Annotated in this window: 11 protein-coding genes, 1 tRNA gene and 3 pseudogenes; 4 read left to right on the forward strand and 11 right to left on the reverse strand. The window is 71.9% G+C overall.

The genetic code is table 11. The features are described from left to right. Positions 1 to 33: 33 nt before the first annotated feature. The 3 genes from ABZ567_RS09085 to ABZ567_RS09095 all read right to left on the reverse strand — a co-directional run bounded on the left by ABZ567_RS09085 (position 34) and on the right by ABZ567_RS09095 (position 2,157). Positions 34 to 321: a hypothetical protein gene (locus ABZ567_RS09085; RefSeq protein ID WP_360786159.1), complete on the reverse strand. Its 288-nt coding sequence runs from the start codon at positions 319 to 321 to the stop codon at positions 34 to 36. A gap of 48 nt (positions 322 to 369) precedes the next feature. Beyond that, positions 370 to 1,092, reverse strand: coding sequence for a TetR/AcrR family transcriptional regulator (locus ABZ567_RS09090; RefSeq protein WP_360786161.1), 723 nt, complete (start codon positions 1,090 to 1,092; stop codon positions 370 to 372). 129 nt (positions 1,093 to 1,221) lie between these two features. Further along, entirely contained in the window at positions 1,222 to 2,157 is a 936-nt protein-coding gene (locus tag ABZ567_RS09095; protein ID WP_360786163.1) for a diiron oxygenase, read from the reverse strand. Positions 2,158 to 2,337: 180 nt separating this feature from the next. Between ABZ567_RS09095 and ABZ567_RS09100 the strand changes: the two genes are divergently transcribed. Continuing rightward, positions 2,338 to 3,447, forward strand: a complete 1,110-nt coding sequence (locus ABZ567_RS09100) for a ferritin-like domain-containing protein (protein ID WP_360786165.1) — start codon at positions 2,338 to 2,340, stop codon at positions 3,445 to 3,447. 8 nt (positions 3,448 to 3,455) lie between these two features. Here the strand turns inward: ABZ567_RS09100 and ABZ567_RS09105 are convergent, their stop codons facing one another. The 7 genes and pseudogenes from ABZ567_RS09105 to ligD form a co-directional block, all read right to left on the reverse strand. After that, positions 3,456 to 4,976 carry a penicillin-binding transpeptidase domain-containing protein gene (locus ABZ567_RS09105; RefSeq protein ID WP_360786166.1) on the reverse strand — a complete coding sequence of 507 codons (1,521 nt, stop codon included), beginning with the start codon at positions 4,974 to 4,976 and terminating at the stop codon, positions 3,456 to 3,458. 31 nt (positions 4,977 to 5,007) lie between these two features. Beyond that, positions 5,008 to 6,387: an FtsW/RodA/SpoVE family cell cycle protein gene (locus ABZ567_RS09110; RefSeq protein WP_360786168.1), complete on the reverse strand. Its 1,380-nt coding sequence runs from the start codon at positions 6,385 to 6,387 to the stop codon at positions 5,008 to 5,010. A gap of 60 nt (positions 6,388 to 6,447) precedes the next feature. Next, a pseudogene (locus tag ABZ567_RS09115) lies at positions 6,448 to 7,649 on the reverse strand (HAMP domain-containing sensor histidine kinase). Positions 7,650 to 7,714: 65 nt separating this feature from the next. After that, positions 7,715 to 8,155: a hypothetical protein gene (locus ABZ567_RS09120; protein ID WP_360786169.1), complete on the reverse strand. Its 441-nt coding sequence runs from the start codon at positions 8,153 to 8,155 to the stop codon at positions 7,715 to 7,717. A 592-nt stretch (positions 8,156 to 8,747) separates the two neighbouring features. Continuing rightward, the gene (locus ABZ567_RS09125) at positions 8,748 to 10,898 is read right to left on the reverse strand and encodes a PBS lyase (protein WP_360786171.1); all 2,151 of its coding nucleotides are present in this window, start codon (positions 10,896 to 10,898) and stop codon (positions 8,748 to 8,750) included. A gap of 277 nt (positions 10,899 to 11,175) precedes the next feature. Next, complete coding sequence (locus ABZ567_RS09130) at positions 11,176 to 12,063, reverse strand: DNA ligase (RefSeq protein WP_360786173.1); 888 nt, start codon at positions 12,061 to 12,063, stop codon at positions 11,176 to 11,178. An 89-nt stretch (positions 12,064 to 12,152) separates the two neighbouring features. Beyond that, the gene (gene ligD / locus ABZ567_RS09135) at positions 12,153 to 13,052 is read right to left on the reverse strand and encodes a non-homologous end-joining DNA ligase (RefSeq protein WP_360786174.1); all 900 of its coding nucleotides are present in this window, start codon (positions 13,050 to 13,052) and stop codon (positions 12,153 to 12,155) included. 51 nt (positions 13,053 to 13,103) lie between these two features. Here ligD and ABZ567_RS09140 point away from each other — a divergent pair, with 51 nt between their 5' ends. Next, the gene (locus ABZ567_RS09140; protein WP_360786176.1) at positions 13,104 to 14,165 is read left to right on the forward strand and encodes a Ku protein; all 1,062 of its coding nucleotides are present in this window, start codon (positions 13,104 to 13,106) and stop codon (positions 14,163 to 14,165) included. A gap of 129 nt (positions 14,166 to 14,294) precedes the next feature. After that, positions 14,295 to 16,897, forward strand: a pseudogene (locus ABZ567_RS09145) (DUF262 domain-containing protein). Between the two features lie 1,004 nt (positions 16,898 to 17,901). Here ABZ567_RS09145 and ABZ567_RS09150 read toward each other — a convergent pair. Further along, positions 17,902 to 17,973 (reverse strand) — tRNA-Arg (locus ABZ567_RS09150). Positions 17,974 to 18,105: 132 nt separating this feature from the next. Here ABZ567_RS09150 and ABZ567_RS09155 point away from each other — a divergent pair. Beyond that, positions 18,106 to 18,622: pseudogene (locus ABZ567_RS09155) on the forward strand (response regulator). The last annotated feature ends 117 nt before the right edge of the window (positions 18,623 to 18,739 follow it).

An 18,739-nucleotide genomic window follows, 5' to 3' on the forward strand; every position in this document is an offset into this window, starting at 1 on the left:
CGTCCGGCGGCCTCACCCGTTCGGCTCAGCGTGTTACGCGGGCGGAGGCGTGCCGCCGCCCGGCTTCGACCACGGCCACCTCAGCTCGCGCCGCTCGCGGCCATCGGGCGCGTACGCGTAGACCCAGCCACGCTGGAGCCCGAGCCGCTTCGTGTAGCCCGCGGGCTCGCGCCGGTACGCGTACACGGTCGGTGGACGCCCGTCGTGCGCCGGGACCGGGACCTCGTACCACTTCGGCGGGTGGCCGGTCGGGCCGAGCAGGATCGGCAGGACCCGGCCGTCGAGGGGGCCGCCACGGAAGGGGGTGTTCTCGCTTCTCACCCCTCCAGTCTGCCCCGCTCACCCCTCCTGCCTCCCGCGCCTCCCGGCTCACAGGAGGTGGGCCGCCTCGCCCACCACCGGCAGGACCCTCCGGGCGAGCCGTGCCACCGGCCCCTCGGGCGTCTCCTGGGCGAGGAGCAGCCCGACGACCCCGGCGGTCTCCTCGTCGCTCGCCGTGGTCGCGGCGAGCAGGGCGACGAGATGATCGACGAGCCACTCCCGCAGTTCCCGGGCCGGTGGCTGCTTGTCCTCGTCGAGCCAGATGAGCGACGCGGCCTCCACGGCGGCGATCCACGTCCGCACCAGCATGCCGAGCCGGGGCCCGGGCCGCTCCACCCCCAGGTGGACCAGGATCTGCTCGGCGGCAGCCCGCCGCACCTCGTCGACGATCGCGCTCGTCCGGGAGGTCTCGGCGACGCTGCCGCCCCGCAGCAGCGCGCTGAACCCGGCGTCGTGCTCGTCGACGAAGGTCAGGTACCGGTCGAGCACCCGCCCGAGCCGCTCCGTGGGCGGGCCCTCGGGCGGCTCGGTGAAGCAGCGGTTCAGGGCGTCGGCGGACGAGCGCAGGGCGGCCTCGTACAACTGCTGCTTGCCACCGGGGAAGTAGCGGTAGACCAGCGGCCGCGAGACGCCGGCGGCCTCGGCGACGTCGTCGAGCGAGACGTCCTCGGGCGTCCGGTGGGCGAAGAGCCCCAGGGCCGCGTCGAGGAGCTGCCCGCGCCGCTCCTCGACACTGAGCCTGCGGTACGCGGGAGTGGCGGCGCTCGTCATGCTCCGCAGCGTAGCCGCGCGGCACGCGGGCGGGACATCCGGAGCCGGACACCGCAGGGCCGGTCCGGAAGGTCCGCGAGCCCTGCCCTCAGGGCGGACGGCGCTACGCTCCGGACGCCACCCACGCCCTCAGGCCAGCAGCCCCGAGGACTTCCAGAGCCGGCGTCCCGGCCCGCGCAGCACGCCGATGTCGTCGAGGAAGTCGGTGAGCCGCCTGGCGCCGGACTGCATGACCTCGCGCCGGTGTCCGCTCGCCCGCACCTGCGCGACGGCCTCGCGCCGGTCCAGGCCCACGGCCTCGTACACCCCCGGATTGACGAAACACGTGGAGAAGACCCGGGCGGCCTCGCCGCAGCTGAGCCGGGTGAGTTCCTGTTCCCAGCGGGGGGCGGTCACCATCTGGCGCCGCAGCTCCTCGCGGGCGTACCGCACATGGCGTGCCTCCTCCACCACATGGATGCGGGTCACCCCGCGGACGAGGGTCTGCACGCGCTCGTCCGGGAAGGTCAGGCGCTGCATCCAGTCGAGGATCTCCTCGCCGAGCAGGGTGGCGGCGAAGGACCCGGGAGTGGTGGACACGGTCTTCAGGACGCGCGCGAGGTTGTGGTGGAGCCTGGGGACCGGGTACGCGGGGGTGCCGCTCCGCTGGATCATCCGGGCGAACATCATCGAGTGCCGGCACTCGTCGGCGATCTCGGTGAGCGCGTACCGCACATGATGGCTGGTCAGGGACTTGTCGTAGATGTGACGGACGAGCAGCTGCATGAGGATGATCTCGAACCAGATGCCGAGCGAGGCGAGTGACGCCGCCTCGTGGCGCGACAGGTCGATCCGCTGCTCCTCGGACATCCGGCGCCAGAGCGGGGTGTCGTAGAGCGACACGAGCTCCGGCGGCCAGAACCACTTGCCGTCCTCGAACGGCGCGTCCCAGTCGAGCTCGGCGTCCGGGTCGTAGGAGTGCTTGCGGGAGGACTCCAGAAGGCGCTCGGCGACCTGCTCGCGGTCGCGCAGCGGCCCCAGGGCATCCCCGAGGAGGCTGAAGTCGGGCTCGGTGAAGGGGGTCATGGTGGGAGACACCTCGCTGCGCTCGCCGACATGTTACCGGGGGTCACTGTCTATGAGACTGCCCGTCAGTAACGCCGTCAATCCCTTCGGCGCGACTTGTTGACGATCCGTCTACCACCGTGTGAGCCTGGCGGGTGGACTCGCACCACGGGAACGGTCCCACCCCCGAAGGAGGCGTCAGTGTCGACGCGCGACCTCTACACCACGGCCCCGTCCACCCCCACCTGGCAGGTCCCCGCCACCGGCGCCGCCCGCTTCTCCTGGGAGTACGAGGACGGCCGCGAGCGCCTCCTCGCCCTCTACCAGAAGGGCAAGGACAAGCAGTGGGACGGATCCACCCGGATCGACTGGGACCTGGAGGTCGACCCGTACGACCCGCTCGGCACCCCCGACGAGGTCCTCACCCTCCACGGCACCCGCCACTGGGCCAGGATGACCGAGAAGGACAAGGGCGACCTGCGCCGGCACTACGCCTCCTGGCAGTTCAGCCAGTTCCTCCACGGCGAGCAGGGCGCCATGATCTGCGCCGCCCGGATCGTCGAGTCCGTCCCCGACCTGGACGCCAAGTTCTACTCGGCCACCCAGACCATGGACGAGGCCCGGCACGCCGAGATCTACGGCCGCTTCCTCCACGACAAGATCGGCATGCTCTACCCGATCAACGACAACCTCAAGGGACTCCTCGACGACACCCTGCGGGACTCCCGCTGGGACATGCCCTACCTCGGCATGCAGGTCCTCATCGAAGGGCTCGCCCTCGCCGCCTTCGGCATGATCCGCGACACCACCGACAAGCCGCTCCCCAAGCAGATCCTGGCGTACGTCATGCAGGACGAGGCCCGGCACGTGGCCTTCGGCCGGATGGCCCTGCGCGACTACTACCGTCAGCTCTCGGACGCCGAACTCCGCGAACGCGAGGAGTTCGTCATCGAGGGCTGCCACCTCATGCGGGACCGGCTGCGGGGCGTCGAGGTCCTGGAGAACTTCGGCATCCCGAAGAAGGAGGCCGAGGAGTTCAGCGAGCAGAGCGAGTTCCTGCACCTCTTCCGCAAGCTCCTCTTCAGCCGGATCGTCCCCTGCGTCAAGGACATCGGCCTGTGGGGCGAGCGCCTCCAGAAGGCCTACCTCGACATGGGCGTCTTCGACCTCGGCGACTCGAACCTCGACCTGCTGATGACCCAGGACGAGGAGATCGCGGAGCGGCTCGACGCGGAGCGCTTCGCGGCGGAGGAACGGGCCAGGGTGACGGAGGTGGAGGACACGATCGCGGAGGGCGCGACGGGGGAGTGACCAGGGCCTCAGGGCTCGCGGCCCCCGGCCCCTGATCCGAACGAGTGGCCCTGGCCCCTCCGGGCCTCCGCCTCCAGCCGCAGCGCCTCCGTCATCACCGCCTTCGCGATCGGAGCCGCGCTGCCGCCCCCGCTGATGTCCGTACGGGCGGCCTCCGCGTCCTCGACGACCACCGCCACGGCGACGGCCGGCTGGGCCGCGTCGCCGGCCTGTGCCCAGGCGATGAACCAGGCGTACGGGGTCCCCGTGTTGCCGAAGCCGTGCTGGGCCGTGCCCGTCTTGCCGCCGACCCGGGCCCCGGGGATCGCCGCGTTCGTCCCCGTCCCCTCCTCGACCGCCTTCAGCATCAGCCGCTGGAGCTGGAGCGCCGTCGAGGGGTTCATGGCCAGGCGGTGACTGCGGCGGCCGGTGCGGTCGACCGTGATGCCGCCCGAGGTCGTCGTGCGGTCGACGAGATACGGGTGGGCGATCTCCCCGTTGTTGGCGACCGCCGCCGCCACCATGGCCATCTGGAGCGGCGTCGCCGTCGTGTTGAACTGCCCGATCGACGACAGGGCCAGCTGGTCCGGGCTCATCTCCCGGTCGAAGTTGGACCTGGCCACCCAGGACGGCACCCGGAGTGCGGTGTCGTTGAAGCCGAACCCCTCGACCGCGTCGACCATCCCGGTCAGGCCCACCTTCACCCCGAGCCCGGCCATCACGGTGTTGCAGGACCACTGGACGGCGTACGCGAGTGAGGCGTCCTCGCACCCCTTCGCCTCGTTGGGGAGCACCTGACGGGTGCCGGGCAGCACGAACGGGTCGGGGGTGTCCGTCGGCGCGTCCACGTCCCGTACCGCCCCGGCGTCCAGGGCCGCGGCCGCCGTCACGATCTTGAACGTGGAGCCCGGGGGGTACGTCTGCCGCAGCGCCCGGTTCAGCATCGGCTGGTTCGGCGAGGTGGTGAGCCGCTTCCAGGCGTCCTTGACCCCCGGGCCGGTCCCGGAGAGGACACCGGGGTCGTACGAGGGCGAGCTGACGAGCGCCAGGATCCGACCGCTGTGCGGCTCCACGGCCACCACCGCGCCGCGTTTCCCGCCGAGCCCCCGGAAGGCGGCCTCCTGCATCGACGACCGGATCGTCGTGACGACGTCGCCGCCGGGCTGCCGGCCGCGGGTGAGGTCGTTCCAGAGGGGGAGCGGGGCCAGCATCGGTTCGGTGCCGGCCAGGACGGCGTCCTCGGCGTGCTCGACGAGGGTGGTGCCGTAGATCTGCGAGGCGTAGCCGGTCAGCGGCGCGTACAACGGCCCCTTGCGGTAGGTCCGTTCCCAGCGCAGCTGCTGTCCGCTGTCCCGGGAGCCCGTCACGCGCTTCCCCTCGACGAGGATGTCACCACGCGGCTGCTCGTACCGGTCGATCACGATGCGCCGGTTGGCGGGGTTGTCGTCGAGGGACTCGGCCTCGAAGACCATCACCCGGGCGGAGTTGACGAGGAGCGCCACGAGCAGGACGAGACAGAGTCCGGCGGCCCGCCGGGCATACCGGATCACGACCCCACCCCCCGCGTACGGCACACGAGGCTCACGAGGCCCCCTCCTTGACGGCGGCGAGCGTCCCCGTGTCGGCGGCATCGGGCTCCGGGGCCCGCGCCGAGTCGCTGACGCGGATGAGCAGCGCCACGATCACCCAGTTGGTGACGACCGACGAACCGCCCTGGGCCAGGAACGGCATCGCCATGCCCGTCAGCGGGATCAGGCCCATCACCCCGCCCGCGATCACGAAGACCTGGAGCGCCACGATCGAGGCGAGCCCGATGGCGAGGAGCCGCCCGAAGGGGTCGCGCAGCGAGAGGCCGGCGCGGTATCCCCGGGCGACGAGCAGCGCGTACAGCACGAAGAGCGCGGTCAGGCCGACGAGCCCGAGCTCCTCACCCGCCGTGGCGAGGATGAAGTCCGATTTGGCGGCGAAACCGATGAGGACGGAATGACCGAGACCGAGCCCGCTGCCGAGCATGCCCCCGGCGGCGAAGGAGAACAGCGACTGGGCGAGCTGCCCCGGGCCGTCCCCCGCCCGGATCGAGGCGAAGGGGTCGAGCCAGTCCTGCACCCGGCTGTGCACATGAGGTTCGAGGGAGCCGACGAGGACGGCGCCGGCGGACGCCAGCACCAGGCCGACGGCGATCCAGCCGATCCGGCCGGTGGCCACGTACAGCATGATCACGAAGAGCCCGAAGAAGAGCAGCGACGTGCCCAGGTCCCGCTCCAGGACGAGCACGCCGACGCTCAGCAGCCAGATCGCCACGACGGGCCCGAGGACCCGTCCGGCGGGCAGCTGGAACCTCCAGATCCGGCGGCCGGCGTACGCGAGCGCGTGGCGGTTGGCGGCGAGATAGGCGGCGAAGAAGACGGCGAGCAGGATCTTGGCGAACTCGCCCGGCTGGAAGGAGAGGCCGCCGATCCGGATCCAGATCTTGGCGCCGTTCACGGCGGGGAAGAAGATCGGCAGGATCATCAGGGCGAGCGCGGCGGCCACCGACACGTACGCGTACCCCTGGAGCGCGCGATGGTCGCGGAGCAGCAGGACGACCACGATGAAGAGCGCGACCCCGAGCGTCGACCAGACCAGCTGGGGCGCGGCCGCCTGGTCCCTCGGCGTCTCCAGGTCGAGCCGGTAGATCAGGACGAGCCCGAGGCCGTTGAGCAGCACGGCGATCGGCAGCAGCAGCGGATCGGCGTACGGGGCGCGGAAGCGGACCGCGAGATGGGCGACGAGCGCGAGCAGACCGAGCCCGGCCCCGTAGCGGACGGCGTCCGGGGGCACGGCGCCGCTGCGGGCGAGACCGACCTCGGCGTAGCCGTAGACGGAGATGAGGACGGCGCAGACGAGGAGGGAGAGTTCCACGCCGCGGCGCTTCGGGATGCGTACCCCGGGCGGGGGCGCGTCCGTTCGCGGTGCGGTCATGGCCGCAACGTAGCAAGCGGTATGCCCTATGTCCCTTTTGTGTGACGGTGTGCCGTGCTGTCACTCCTGCGGCGCGTCGTCCGAGAGGTGGACGTACTCGGGCAGCCGCAGCAGGGCCTCGGCCCCGCCCCCCGGCGCCCCGGTGAACACGAGCGCGGCCCCGATCACCTCCGCCTGCCCCACCGCGATCGTCAGCCCGAGCCCGTGCCCCTTGCCGCCGCTCTCGGTCCGGAAGCGCTGCGGCCCCGACTCGATCAGATAGCCGGGGTAGCCGGGGCCGCGGTCCCGTACGGACACGACGGGCCCGTCCACCGTCACCACCACCGGAGGAGCCCCGTGCTTGTGCGCGTTGGCGACCAGATTGCCGAGCACCCGCTCAAGACGGCGCCGGTCCGTCTCCACCGTCGCGTCCCGCACGACCCGCACCTCCGTGTCCGTGCCCGAGGCGCGCACCACCCGCTCGGCGAGCGGGCCGAGTTCGTGCACGGCCAGGTCCACGGTCTCGTTGCGGGCGTCGAGGCGCGAGATCTCCAGGAGGTCCTCGGTCAGCCCCCGCATCGCCCGCACCCGGTCCCGTACGAGCTCCGAGGGCCGCCCTTCCGGCAGCAGCTCGGCGGCCGCGGACAACCCGGTCAGGGGCGTGCGCAGCTCGTGCGCCACATCGGCGGTGAACCGCTGCTCGCTCTGCAGCTTGCGCTGGAGCGAGGAGGCCATCGTGTCGAGCGCTCCGGAGACCGTCGCCACCTCGTCCTGCGGGCGCGACGGGTCCTTCGTACGGGGATCGTCCACGCGCGCGTCGAGATCGCCGGCACTGATCCGGCGGGCCACCTGAGCGGTCAGGTGCAGCCGGCGCGTGACCCGGGTGACGGCGAAGGCCCCACGAGCAGGGTCGCCCCGATGGCGAGCACGGACGAGCCAAGGATCGAGCGGTCGAGCGCGTCGATGGTCTCGGCGCTCTGGGTGTAGTCGACCCGTACGGCGAGGGCGCGGCCGTCCGCCGGGCCCGCCGCCCACATCGCCGGGTGACCCCGGTCGTCACCGACCATCGTGCCGCGCTCGCCCCGGACGGCGAGGGCACGCAGGGAGGCCGGGAGCCCGACCGGATCGAACCCGGCGAACCGGGGAAGCGGCTCACCGGCCTCGTACAGCCGCGTCACGTCGGTGAGCCGCGCGAGGGCCTTTTCCCGGGAGTCGTCCGCGGTCTGCGCGGTCACCGACACATGGACGAGGCTGCCGAGCAGGGCGGCGAGGGCGCAGCACATCACCGCGATGAAGACGGCGGCCTTCCACGTCAGGGTCGCGGTCCAGGCGGGCGGCCGGGGCGCCCTCACGGGGTCTCCGCGGGCAGCGGCACGGGAGCGACGGAAGGGCTGGGGCTCACCAGCCGGGGCACGGGCACGCCGGGCCCCGGGCGCCGCACCCGCACGATCTCGTCACGGGTGGGCAGCATGCTCTGCTGCTGCTCGTCCCAGGACCAGGCGGTGCGGTACTCGTACCCCGGGATCCCCGCCGACGCGACCCGCATGATCAGGTCCCGCCCGGCCAGCTCCACGCTGATGACCTGGTCGACCGTGGACATGATCCGGGTGAGACCGCCGTTCTCGGCGAGGTAGACCCGCACCCCGACCTGCTGCTCGGGCATCCGGATCCCGACGATCAGCTCGTCCCGGCCGTTCCCGGTGAGGTCGCGGTAGTACGGCCGCATGACGGGACACGCGCGGGGAGCGGTGTCGCAGGCGGCGATCGCACGGGCGGTCTCCTCGTACATCCCGGCCCGCTGTACACGCCGGTCCGCACCTCGGCACGGACGACCGCGACGGCGTCGACGGAACGGACGTCGTTGTCGGCGACGGCGATGCCGGGGACACGCGCGGTGTCGGACTCCCCGTAGTCGATGGGCGGATCGGTGGCCGGCGGCAGGTCTGGCCAGAGCCGGACGGGCCCCACAGCGGGGGACGTTGCCCCGGCGCTGGTGAGCCCGCCTTCACCTCCGCACCCGACGAGCACGAGAGCGCACAGGACACCGCAGACGGCGATCAACGCTCCGAGCGGTCGCATGTGTCTCCTCCCAGGGCCCTGAGGAGACCATATTCGGAAGGAGGTGCCTCCTGCTCACCGACGGGATTCACGAGGTGAGGCCGCCCGAGGACAGAAGTGGGGGCCGTGGAGGGGGTCGTGTTCGGGACGTAGAGAGTGATGTGTGGCGCATGACAAACGCCGAACTCTCCGGGCCCCGCAGGCGCCGTACATCATGCAGTCCCGGACACGACCCCCGGAACGGCCCCCACGCACACGCCACGCAGAGGTACCCCCCACCCGGCTTGGCAGCCGAAACCAAGCCCCAGCCGCCCCCCGGCCCCTCAGAACACCCCCCGCTCCATCCGAGCCAGCGCCGCCCGGCACAAGGTCAGGAGCTTCTCGTCGACATGGACGTCATGACTGCCGGAGGCGCCTTCGCGCGCGTTGTGCCGCCGCCGCCGCGTCAGCTCGGTGAGGACCACCAGTTGCGCCTCCGACGCCGCGGGACCCATCTCCGCCAGACACTCCGCGACGTCCACGCGCGCGTGCCGGTTCTCCTCCCAGGCCGCCAGCAGCACCGGCAGGGCCGTCGCCGCGTCCCCGGACACCCGCCACAGGGCGGCGGCGCTGCGGACCCGCACCCACAGGTCCCGCGAGGCCAGACCGGGCAGGAGGGCCGGCGCGGCCGCGGCGGCGGCGGGCCCGATCTCGCCGAGCGCCTGCGCGGCGGCGCACCGCTCCGCACCCGACGCACCCGGCCCGAGCCACCGCTCCAGGGCCGCCAGGACCTCACGCACCTCACCCTCGGCCGCCCACAGGGCCCGCGCCGCCGTCGTGGCGACGGACGCCGACTCGGCGGCCAGGAGTCTTCGCATGTCGGGTACGGCCTCCCGGGCGGCGGGCCCGAAGGCCGCCAGCGTCCTGAGGGCGGCCTCCCGCACCCAGTCGCGCCGGTTCGGAGGCGCCCCGCGCAGGACCCGCAGGACCTCGGGTACGGCCTGGCGGCCCCGAACGGCCGCGAGGGCGTACAGCAGGGGCGCGGCCCGGTCGTAGAGCCGCTCGTCGAGGTCGACCTCGGCGAGCCGGCGCCGCAGGAGCGGGGCGAGCATCGCGGCCGAGGGCCCGAGACCATCCATGGCGTACAGCAGGTCCCGCCGTACCTCGCCCTCCTCCAGGGCGCGGGCGAGCAGGGGTACGGCCCGGGTGTCCCCGGCGCGGGCCAGGGCGAGGAGCGCCCCGTCCCGCCCGGACCGCCCGACGAACGCGTTCTGCCCGCCGGGCCCGAGCCCCGGGCCTCCTCGCGACCCCCCGACGGGCCCCGGGACCGACCGAGCGGAGGGTCCCGAGGCCAGCCGTGCGGCCAGCGCGTCGGCCGCGGGGGCGCCCAGCTCGAAGAGCCGCTCCAGGAACGAGGTGGCGGCCTCCCGGAGCCGTGGCTCGGGATCGTGCAGCTGGGCGCCGACGAGCCGGACGACCTCCTCGTACCGCCCGCGCCAGATCCGGATCAACCCGCCGCACAGCCAGATCGCGTCGGAGCGCTGCCCCCAGTCGGGGCTGCGCAGTTGCGCCAGGATCAGCGCGATGCGGTCGTCGACGCGGTCGTCGAGGGCGGTGTGCAGGGTCCGGAGCAGTTCCTCCGTCCAGGGGGCGGGCCGTCCGGCGGCGTGTTCCTCGAGGAGTTCGCGGACCTGCCCGATGAGGGTGGGCGCGGCGTACCGGGACCCGTCGGCGCCGGGGGCGGCGGACGCGCGGGCCGTGATCCGGATCTCCTCCAGGAGGCCCGTCACCCGGGGCACGACGTCGTCCGGGATGTCGCCGGGCGCGCACCGCGCCCGCTGGACGAGGGCCGCGAGACGGAGCCCGGGGTCGTGGGCGGCGCGGGCGAGCCAGCCGAGCCAGTCGACGATCTCTGCGCGTAGCGCCGCGTGCCGCAGCGCGATCCGCCCGAGGGCGGCGACGAGGGCGAGCCGCACCTCGGTGTCCCGCTCGACGGTGAGCCGTTCCCGCAGCAGGGTCAGGACCCGGGCGGGCTCGGGGTGCAGGGAGGCGAGCGCGCAGGGCGCGGCGAGCCGTACCTCGGGGTCGGGGTCGGAGGCGAGCCCGAGGAAGACGTCGGCGCCGGCGGCGATGGCGGCCGCGGCCATGGCGTAGTTGGCCGCGGGGATGAACTCCTCCTCGTCGGGGTCGAGTTCGTCCAGTTCCTCGTCGTCGTCGAGCTCGATGCCGCCGATGCTGGTGAGCAGCTCGACGAGGCAGCCGCGGTCCTGGACGGCGGGGTCGGCGACGAGTTCGAGGAGGAAGGGGATGCAGGCGAGGGTGGAGTCGTAGACGTCGCCCTGGTGGTGCACGGCGCCGTACATCCCGTCGAGGGCGGTCTCCCGCTCCGCGGGATCGGCGGAGGCGAGTCCGCGGAGGAGCTCCGGCACGTCGTCCGCGGGGCCGTACGCATGCCCCAGTGAGGCCCAGTCGACCTCCTCGATCCCCGTCAGCATGTGCCAGGCCGCCTTCCCCGTGAGCCCTGTACCAGGCAGCAAGTGTGCACCACGGGAGGTGAAGCAAGGCCTTACTGGCGACACGGGACGTGCGGGCACCCCGAGTTGCGACTTCTTTGCGCCATGTACGGTACGGAGCAGGGCAGTTGCACTGAGTGCGGGTCGCTCGACCCGAAGCAGCGCCACCCCTACGATCCCCTCAACCCCCGCCCCCCTCACCCCTCCACCCACTCACCCCCCACCCCCTCGACGTCCCCACCTCCCACCCCCGGCCCCCTCACCCCTCCGACCGAACCCGCACGAACGTCGCGTTCTCCTGCCGCTGCCGCCCCGCGAGCTGCCGCAGCTCGACCGGTACGGGCGGTTCCACCCACCGCACGGGCCCGTGCTCCGGGTCCGGGGTGAGGGGCCCGGCGCGGTCGCCCGCCACCGCCCCGACCTCGCGCGACTGCGCCGGGGTGAGCCGGGGGGAGGTCGTCACGGTGCGGCCGTCGGCGAGACGTACGACGAGGGCACGGGGCCGTTCGGGGGGGCCGAGGACGCCGAGAAGCAGGCCGTCGCCGGTGTCGGCGTGCCGGACCTTGCGCCAGGCCCAGGTGGGCCCCGCCCGGTAGGGGGAGCCGAGCGTCTTGGCGACGATCCCTTCGACTCCGGCGTCCCGCAGGTCCCGGAACCAGTCGCGGGCGGTCGACTCGTCGAGGGTGGCGAGGACGCGCTGGAGCGGCGGCTCGGCCTCCCGCAGGGCCGCACCGAGCAGTTCCCACCGGTCGCGGAGCGGCAGAGCCCGGACGTCACGCCCGGGGACGGCGAGGAGGTCGAAGGCGATGTACGAGACGGGCACCCCGGTCCTGGCGCGGTCCGCGGGGGACCGGAGGAGGTCGGTGAAGCTGAGCCGTCCTTCCCGGTAGGCGCAGAGTTCCCCGTCGAGGACGATCCCGGGCGGGAGCTGCTCCCGCAGGTGCGCGGCGGTCTCGGGGAACTCGGGAGCGAGGTCGCGGCGGGAGCGGGACTGGAGGACGACCTTGCCGTCGTCGAGGACGAAGGCGAGCGCACGGAACCCGTCCAGCTTGAGCGAGTACTGGAGCTGCCGTGGCGGCTCGCCCTGTGCGGGGATCTCGTCGGCGGCCCGTGGCCGCATGACGTCGACGGGCGGAGCCAGCGCCACGGCCCCGGACCCCCGCACCCCGGCGCGGGCCCCGGCCCCCCGAACCCCGGCGTCACCCCGTCCCGCGGGGCGGTCGGGGCGGGCCGGGCTCATGGCAGCTCTCCGGCCCGCTCGGGCGCGAAGAGGGGCGCCAGGAGCTCCCCGTACCGCTCAAGACGTGGCGTGATGTCGTCCATGAGGAGAACGAGGGCTTCCGGATCCGGGGCCGCCAGGCCGGCGCACTCCTCCACCTCCTCCCAGGTGACGGGTGCGGACACGGTGGGCAGGGTCCGCGCGCGCAGGGTGTAGGGGGTGGCGGTGGTCTTGGCGGCGGCGTTCTGGCTGTGGTCGACGAAGACCTTCCCGGGGCGCAGGGCCTTGGCCATCCGGTGGACGACCAGCCGTGGCAGCGCCGCCTCCGCCTCGACGGCGAGCTGTCGGGCGTAGGCCGAGACGTGTGCGGAGGGGGTGGGGACGATCGGCACGAGCAGGTGCAGCCCCTTGGAGCCGGAGGTCTTGGCGTAGGCGTGGAGGCCGTCCACGGTGAGCCGCTCGCGCAGGTGCAGCGCGACCCGGCAGCACTCGACGACGGTCGCGGGCGGCCCGGGGTCCAGGTCGAACACGAGCCGGTCGGCGACGGCGGGGGAGGATGCCCGCCACTGCGGGGTGTGGAACTCCACGACGAGGTTCGCCGCCCACATCAGGGAGGCCAGGTCATCGATCACCACCTGCCGGGCCCGGGGGTCCTCGGAGCGGGGTACGGGCGTGGTCCTCACCCAGGAGGGTGTGCCGGGTGGAGGATTCTTGGTGAAGAAGAGCTGTCCGTCCGGGCCGTCCGGATAGCGCAGGAAGGACACCGGCCGGTCCCGCAGATGCGGCAGGATCGCGGCTCCGACGGTGGCGTAGTAGTGGAGCACCTCGCCTTTGTGGGTGCCGGTGACCGGGTGGAGCACCTTGTCCAGGTTGCTGAGCGCCAGGCGCCGCCCCTCCACCTCCGTGAGAGGCGTCATACGATGACAATCCCCACGAATCGTGTCTTTTAGGCTCGAAAGGTAAGAAACGTGCGATCCATCTGGAACGGCGCCATCTCCTTCGGCCTTGTCAGCATCCCGATCAAGCTGGTGAACGCCACGGAGAGCCATTCGGTCTCCTTCCGCCAGATCCACACCGAGGACGGCGGCCGGGTCCGCTACAAGAAGGTGTGCGAGCTGGACGGGGAGGAGCTGACGACGCCGGAGATCGGCAAGGCGTACGAGGACGCCGACGGGACCATGATCCCGATCACCGACGAGGACCTGGCGGCCCTGCCGCTCCCGACGGCGAAGACCATCGAGATCGTGGCCTTCGTACCGGCCGGTGAGATCGACCCGCTCCAGATGGACGCCGCGTACTACCTCTCGGCGAACGGCGTGCCGGCGGCCAAGCCGTACACCCTGCTCCGCGAGGCGCTCAAGCGCAGCGACAAGGTGGCGGTGGCGAAATACGCCCTCCGGGGGCGGGAGCGGCTCGGCATGCTCCGGGTCGTGGACGACGTGATCGCGATGCACGGGCTGCTCTGGCCGGACGAGATCCGCGCCCCGGAGGGCGTGGCCCCGGAGACACCGGTCGCGGTGCGGGACGCCGAACTCGACCTGGCCGAGGCCCTGATGGCCACGCTGGGCGAGGTCGACATGAGCACCCTGCGCGACGACTACCGGACCGCGGTCGAGGAGATGATCGCGGCGAAGGCGGAGGGCGGCGAGGCCGTCGCACCCCCGGCCCCGGGGGAGGCGCAGGGCGGCCGGGTGATCGACCTGATGGCGGCCCTGGAGAGCAGCGTCAGGGCGGCGAAGGAGGCCCGCGGCGAGGACGCCGTGGTGACGGAACTCAAACCGCGCGGGACGCCGAAGGAGACGGGCGGCAAGAAGTCCACGTCCCGGACACCGGCGAAGAAGACGGCGACGCCGGCCCGCAAGTCGACGTCGACCGCCGACGCGGAGACGAAGGAGACACCGAAGAAGGCCACGACCAGGAAGACGGCGGCGAAGAAGAAGACCACGGCGTCGAAGACCCCGGCCGAGAAGACCACGTCCACCAAGAAGACGACGACGAAGAAGGCAACCCCACGCAAACGCACGGCGTGACCCGCCCAGGCCGACGTCACCACCTCCACCGGCCACCCGAACGAACCATGGATACCGATTCAGCTGATCACCGTATCCGGGTGCGGCACAATGACGGGCCCACGGGCAGGAGTCGGGGAGGGGACGCGCGTGCACGCGCAGGAGACGACGTTCAGCAAACTGGTTCACGGAGAGACGCAGTTCCAGGTCCCGCTGTACCAACGGACCTACACCTGGCAACGGGACGAGCTGCAACAGTTGTGGGACGACGTGATGGAACTCGTCGAGGACAAGCTGGACGGCAGGGTTCCGGCGGCTCACTTCCTGGGGTCGGTCGTGCTCGCGCCGGAGCGCGTCGCGGCGGGCGGGATGCAGCGCTGGCTCGTCGTGGACGGCCAGCAGCGGCTGACCACCCTGATGCTCGCCTTCACCGCGCTGCGGGACGCCCACCGGGCCCGGGGGCGGGCGAAGAAGGCGGACCGCATCCACGACCTGGTCCTGGTCAACGGCTACCAGGACGGGAACGACCACTACCGTCTGCTGCCGACACAGGCCGACCGCGAGGCGTTCGTCGCCTGCGTGGAGTCCCTTCCCACGGCCGGCGGCGCCGGCAACATCGGCGGCGCCTACCGGTTCTTCCTCGCTGCTCTGGCCGAGGGCGAGGAGACTGCCGGCGAGGCATGGGTCTGCGCCGTGGAGTCCGTGCTGAGGGACTTCCTCTCCATCGTGTCGATCACCGCCGCCGAGGGCGACAACGTCTACCGGATCTTCGAGTCCATCAACAACACGGGTGTCGGTCTCAGCCAGAGTGATCTGCTGCGCAACTACCTCTTCATGTGCCTCCCCAAGCGAGGCGAGGCCGTCTACCGCAACCTGTGGCTCCCGATGCAGGAGTCGTTGGGCCCGGCGAGGCTCGAACTGCTGGTCTGGCTCGACCTGGTCGTCGGCGGCGACAACCGGGCCAAGCAGAGCGAGATCTACCGGGACCAGAAGAGGCGTCTCGAACCGCTGAGTTCGGACGAGGAGGCCCTGGAGGCCGAGGTCTCCCGACTGCACGTACGAGCCGGTCGCCTCATGCGGATCGTCGAGCCGTGGCGGGAGGCGACCCGGGCCTGCGCGAGGTCCTGGAGCGGCTCGCACGCTGGGGCGGCCAGACCCACTACCCACTGGCGCTCCTCCTGCTCGACCGGCTGGACGAGGGCGCCTGCGACCCCAAGGAGGCGGCCGCCGCCCTCTCGTACGCCGAGAGCTACATGGTGCGGCGCCTGTTCGCCGGCAACTCCACCACGGGAAACAACCGCACCTTCATGGAGCTGCCCAAGGAGGTGGAGAAGGAACTGGAGAACGGGCGCTCGCTCGCGGACGCCGTACGCCACGCCCTGTCCGCCAAGACCGGGACACGTGTCTGGCCCTCCGACGCGGTGATGCGGGGGTCCATCCTCAGCCGCCCCTTCTACAAGTCGGGCCGCTCGCACCAGCGTTTCGAGATCCTGCGCCGCTTCGAGGAGAGCTACGGCGCCAGCGAACCGGTCGACTACGCCAGGGCGAGGCTCACCGTGGAGCACGTACTGCCGCAGCAGCCCGCCCAGCAGTGGTTCGACCTCCTCGCCGAGGAGACCGGGCAGAGCGAGAGCCCGGAGGACCTCCACACCCAACTGGTGCACACCCTCGGCAACCTCACGCTCTCCGGCGACAACGCGCGCCTCTCGAACCACCCTTTCCGCCGCAAGCAGCAGATCCTGGACTCCAGCGCGCTCCGGATGAACCAGCGGATCGCCGCCCAGGAGCGCTGGGGGAAGGCCGAGATCCTTGCGCGGGCACAGGAACTGGCGATCCGCGCCGAGGAGTTGTGGCCGGGCCCCCTCGACGGGGTGGTCCGAGCGGACGCCGAGTGGGCCGGGTGGGGCGAGCTGCGCCGAGCGCTGCTGAACATGCCGGCGGGTACGTGGACGACGTACGGGGACCTCGCCGCCCTCATCGGCACGCACGCCGTCGCGGTCGGGAACCATGTGGGCACCAGGCCGGCGCTGCACGGGGCCTACCGCGTGCTGATGGCCGACGGCAAGATCTCCCCAGGCTTCCGCTGGCCGGAGGGACGTGAGGGCGACCCCGACCCGCGGGCTGTCCTGGAGTCCGAGGGCGTGCCGTTCGATGAATGGGGCCGCGCCCGCCGCTCCCACCGGCTGACGGCAGCGGACCTGGCGGCCCTGGTGGGCAAGGACGACTTCGAGAGCGAGGCGCCCGCCCAGGACCCCGAGGCCGCCGGAAAGGCCGGGGACACCGCCGCGGCCCGCTTCGAGACGCTGTTGCGTGACAACCAGACCCCCGAGACAGCAGAGGGAGTACTCGCGACCCTGCGGTTCTGGGAGGAACGGGGCGGCTCTCTCGACTACGGGAAGAAGAGCGAGACCAGCTGCTTCCCCATGCTGTCCGTGGGCGGGGCCCGCGCCCGTTCGCTGTGGCCCGTCGCGCTGTACCCGGCGACAGGCACGGCGGAGGTGGTCTTCCAGTACTTGAAGCGCCGACCGCCGTTCGACGACGAGTCACTGCGCCGGGACCTGATGGCCCGACTGAACGGGGTGGACGGCATCGACCTCGCGGAGGCGAAGCTGGACCTGCGCCCCTCGTTCCCCCTGGAGGTCTTCGCCGACCAGGCCGAGGAACTCCGTGAAGTCCTCGACTGGTTCGTCCACACGGCCACGCTGGCGCAGCCCCACCACCCGCCCGCCGACACCCCCGAAACCCCCGCCTGAACCAGCCGGAGACGACCTGACGCGGCGGGACACCCCACCGGAGGTGTCCCACCCCGCACCCCTCGTGAAAGACCCCGCGCTAGTGTCTCCGCTGGTCACGGGGTCTTTCGGCACTAGACGCCCCTACGACCTCCGTCACTCCGCCGTCTCGAGGTGACTCAACGCGGCCGTGGGCGCCACCCGGGCCCTTGAGCGCGTCGGCAACATGGGGGTGGTTGGCAAGAGGCCTCGACGGTCGTCAGGAGGTGGCCGATCGGACGATGGAAGACCTGCTGCGGGAGTACGAGGGATCGAGCGAGGGGGACTGTCAGTGCGATCGCCTACGCTGCGCTTCCGCTTGAACGGTGCGAGTGGGAAGGGACAGAAGTGGGCGGTAACGCGTGGACGCAGACGGGCCCGTATCAGCCTGATCTGGCGGCTGCATTCCGGCAGGCCCAGGTAGAGAGGCTGGCGGAGGACGACCACGGCTTCGAAGGACGATCGGTCGAGGAGCTGTGGCGTGATCCTGCGTGGCACGAGTACATCTTCACCGGTGGCACGGCCACCGTGCTGGACTTCCCCCTCATGATCGATGCCACGGACACGGACGACGGTCCGTTCATGCGTCCGCTGACCGACGGCGAGGTGCGCGCCTGGTCTCCCGCCCGGCCAACCCACCTACGAGGAATGGGACGAGGCTCTCGACGCAGGGCGGTTGGACTTCCCCGATCGCGCCCAGGGCAACTGCACCGTTCTCTATCGCGACGGCGCCCCCGCTCAGATCGGCTACTGGGGAGTGACTGCCGACTAGGGGGTGCCACCCCACGCGAGGCCCTCGGGACCTATCCCGGAGCCTTCCGCGTTTCTGTGTTCTCACCTGCAGCTTCGCCCCACGCCCCCGGGCCGCGAAGAGGCCGCGACCCCTGGCATCCGCCGCTCAGCCCGGCACCCCCCTGCACACACAACAAGACCCCGCACTCAGCGTTTCCGCTGATCACGGGGTCTGTGTGGCACTTCCTGCGAAGTGCCCCCGGCAGGATTCGAACCTGCGCACACGGCTCCGGAGGCCGTTGCTCTATCCCCTGAGCTACGGGGGCGCTGCCGCGTTCGGCGGCGACGGGTAGAACCCTACCAGCTCTGTGGGAGTGGCTGTGAACAGGTATTTCCGGGGTGTCACCGGGGGGTCGGGTCCCTCGCACGGGTAAGAAGTGGGTAAAACCCGGACGCAGCTGTTCTGGGCGGCCTACTCTCGTTCGTGTGTCAGGCGCGTCCGGTCGGGTGCTCGTTGTCGACGACAACAAGGTGATCCGGCAGTTGATCAGGGTCAATCTCGAACTCGAGGGGTTCGAGGTCGTGACCGCGGCCGATGGTGCCGAGTGTCTGGATGTCGTGCATCGGGTTCGTCCTGATGTCGTCACCCTGGATGTCGTCATGCCCCGACTCGACGGGATCAAGACCGCCGCGCGGCTGCGCGCCGATCCTCGGACCAGTCATCTGCCGGTCGCGATCATCAGTGCCTGCGGTGAGCACGAGGCCTCCGGTGGGGTGGTGCCCCGGGTCGACGCCTTTCTCGCCAAGCCCTTCGAGCCCACCGAGCTCGTCCGCGTGGTCCGCCAGCTGATGCACCGCGAGCGGCGTGAGCGGCCGGAGGGCGCCGGGGCCGACGGGGGAGAGGAACCGGCCGCAGTCGACGGAGCGCAGGAGCAGGAGTCCCGACGCGCGAGTACCCCGCGCGGGGTGCACTGAGATCGGCACCTCGTCTCGTCGGTACACCAGTTGTGAGGCGGTGCGCCGGTCGCATCCGTCCATCGGTCGTGTGCGAGGTGCCCGTCCTGCCGCCCCCGGCTGCCCGTATGGCGAAAC

The organism is Streptomyces sp. NPDC016459, assembly GCF_040632845.1.
In the GTDB taxonomy this organism is placed as follows: domain Bacteria; phylum Actinomycetota; class Actinomycetes; order Streptomycetales; family Streptomycetaceae; genus Streptomyces.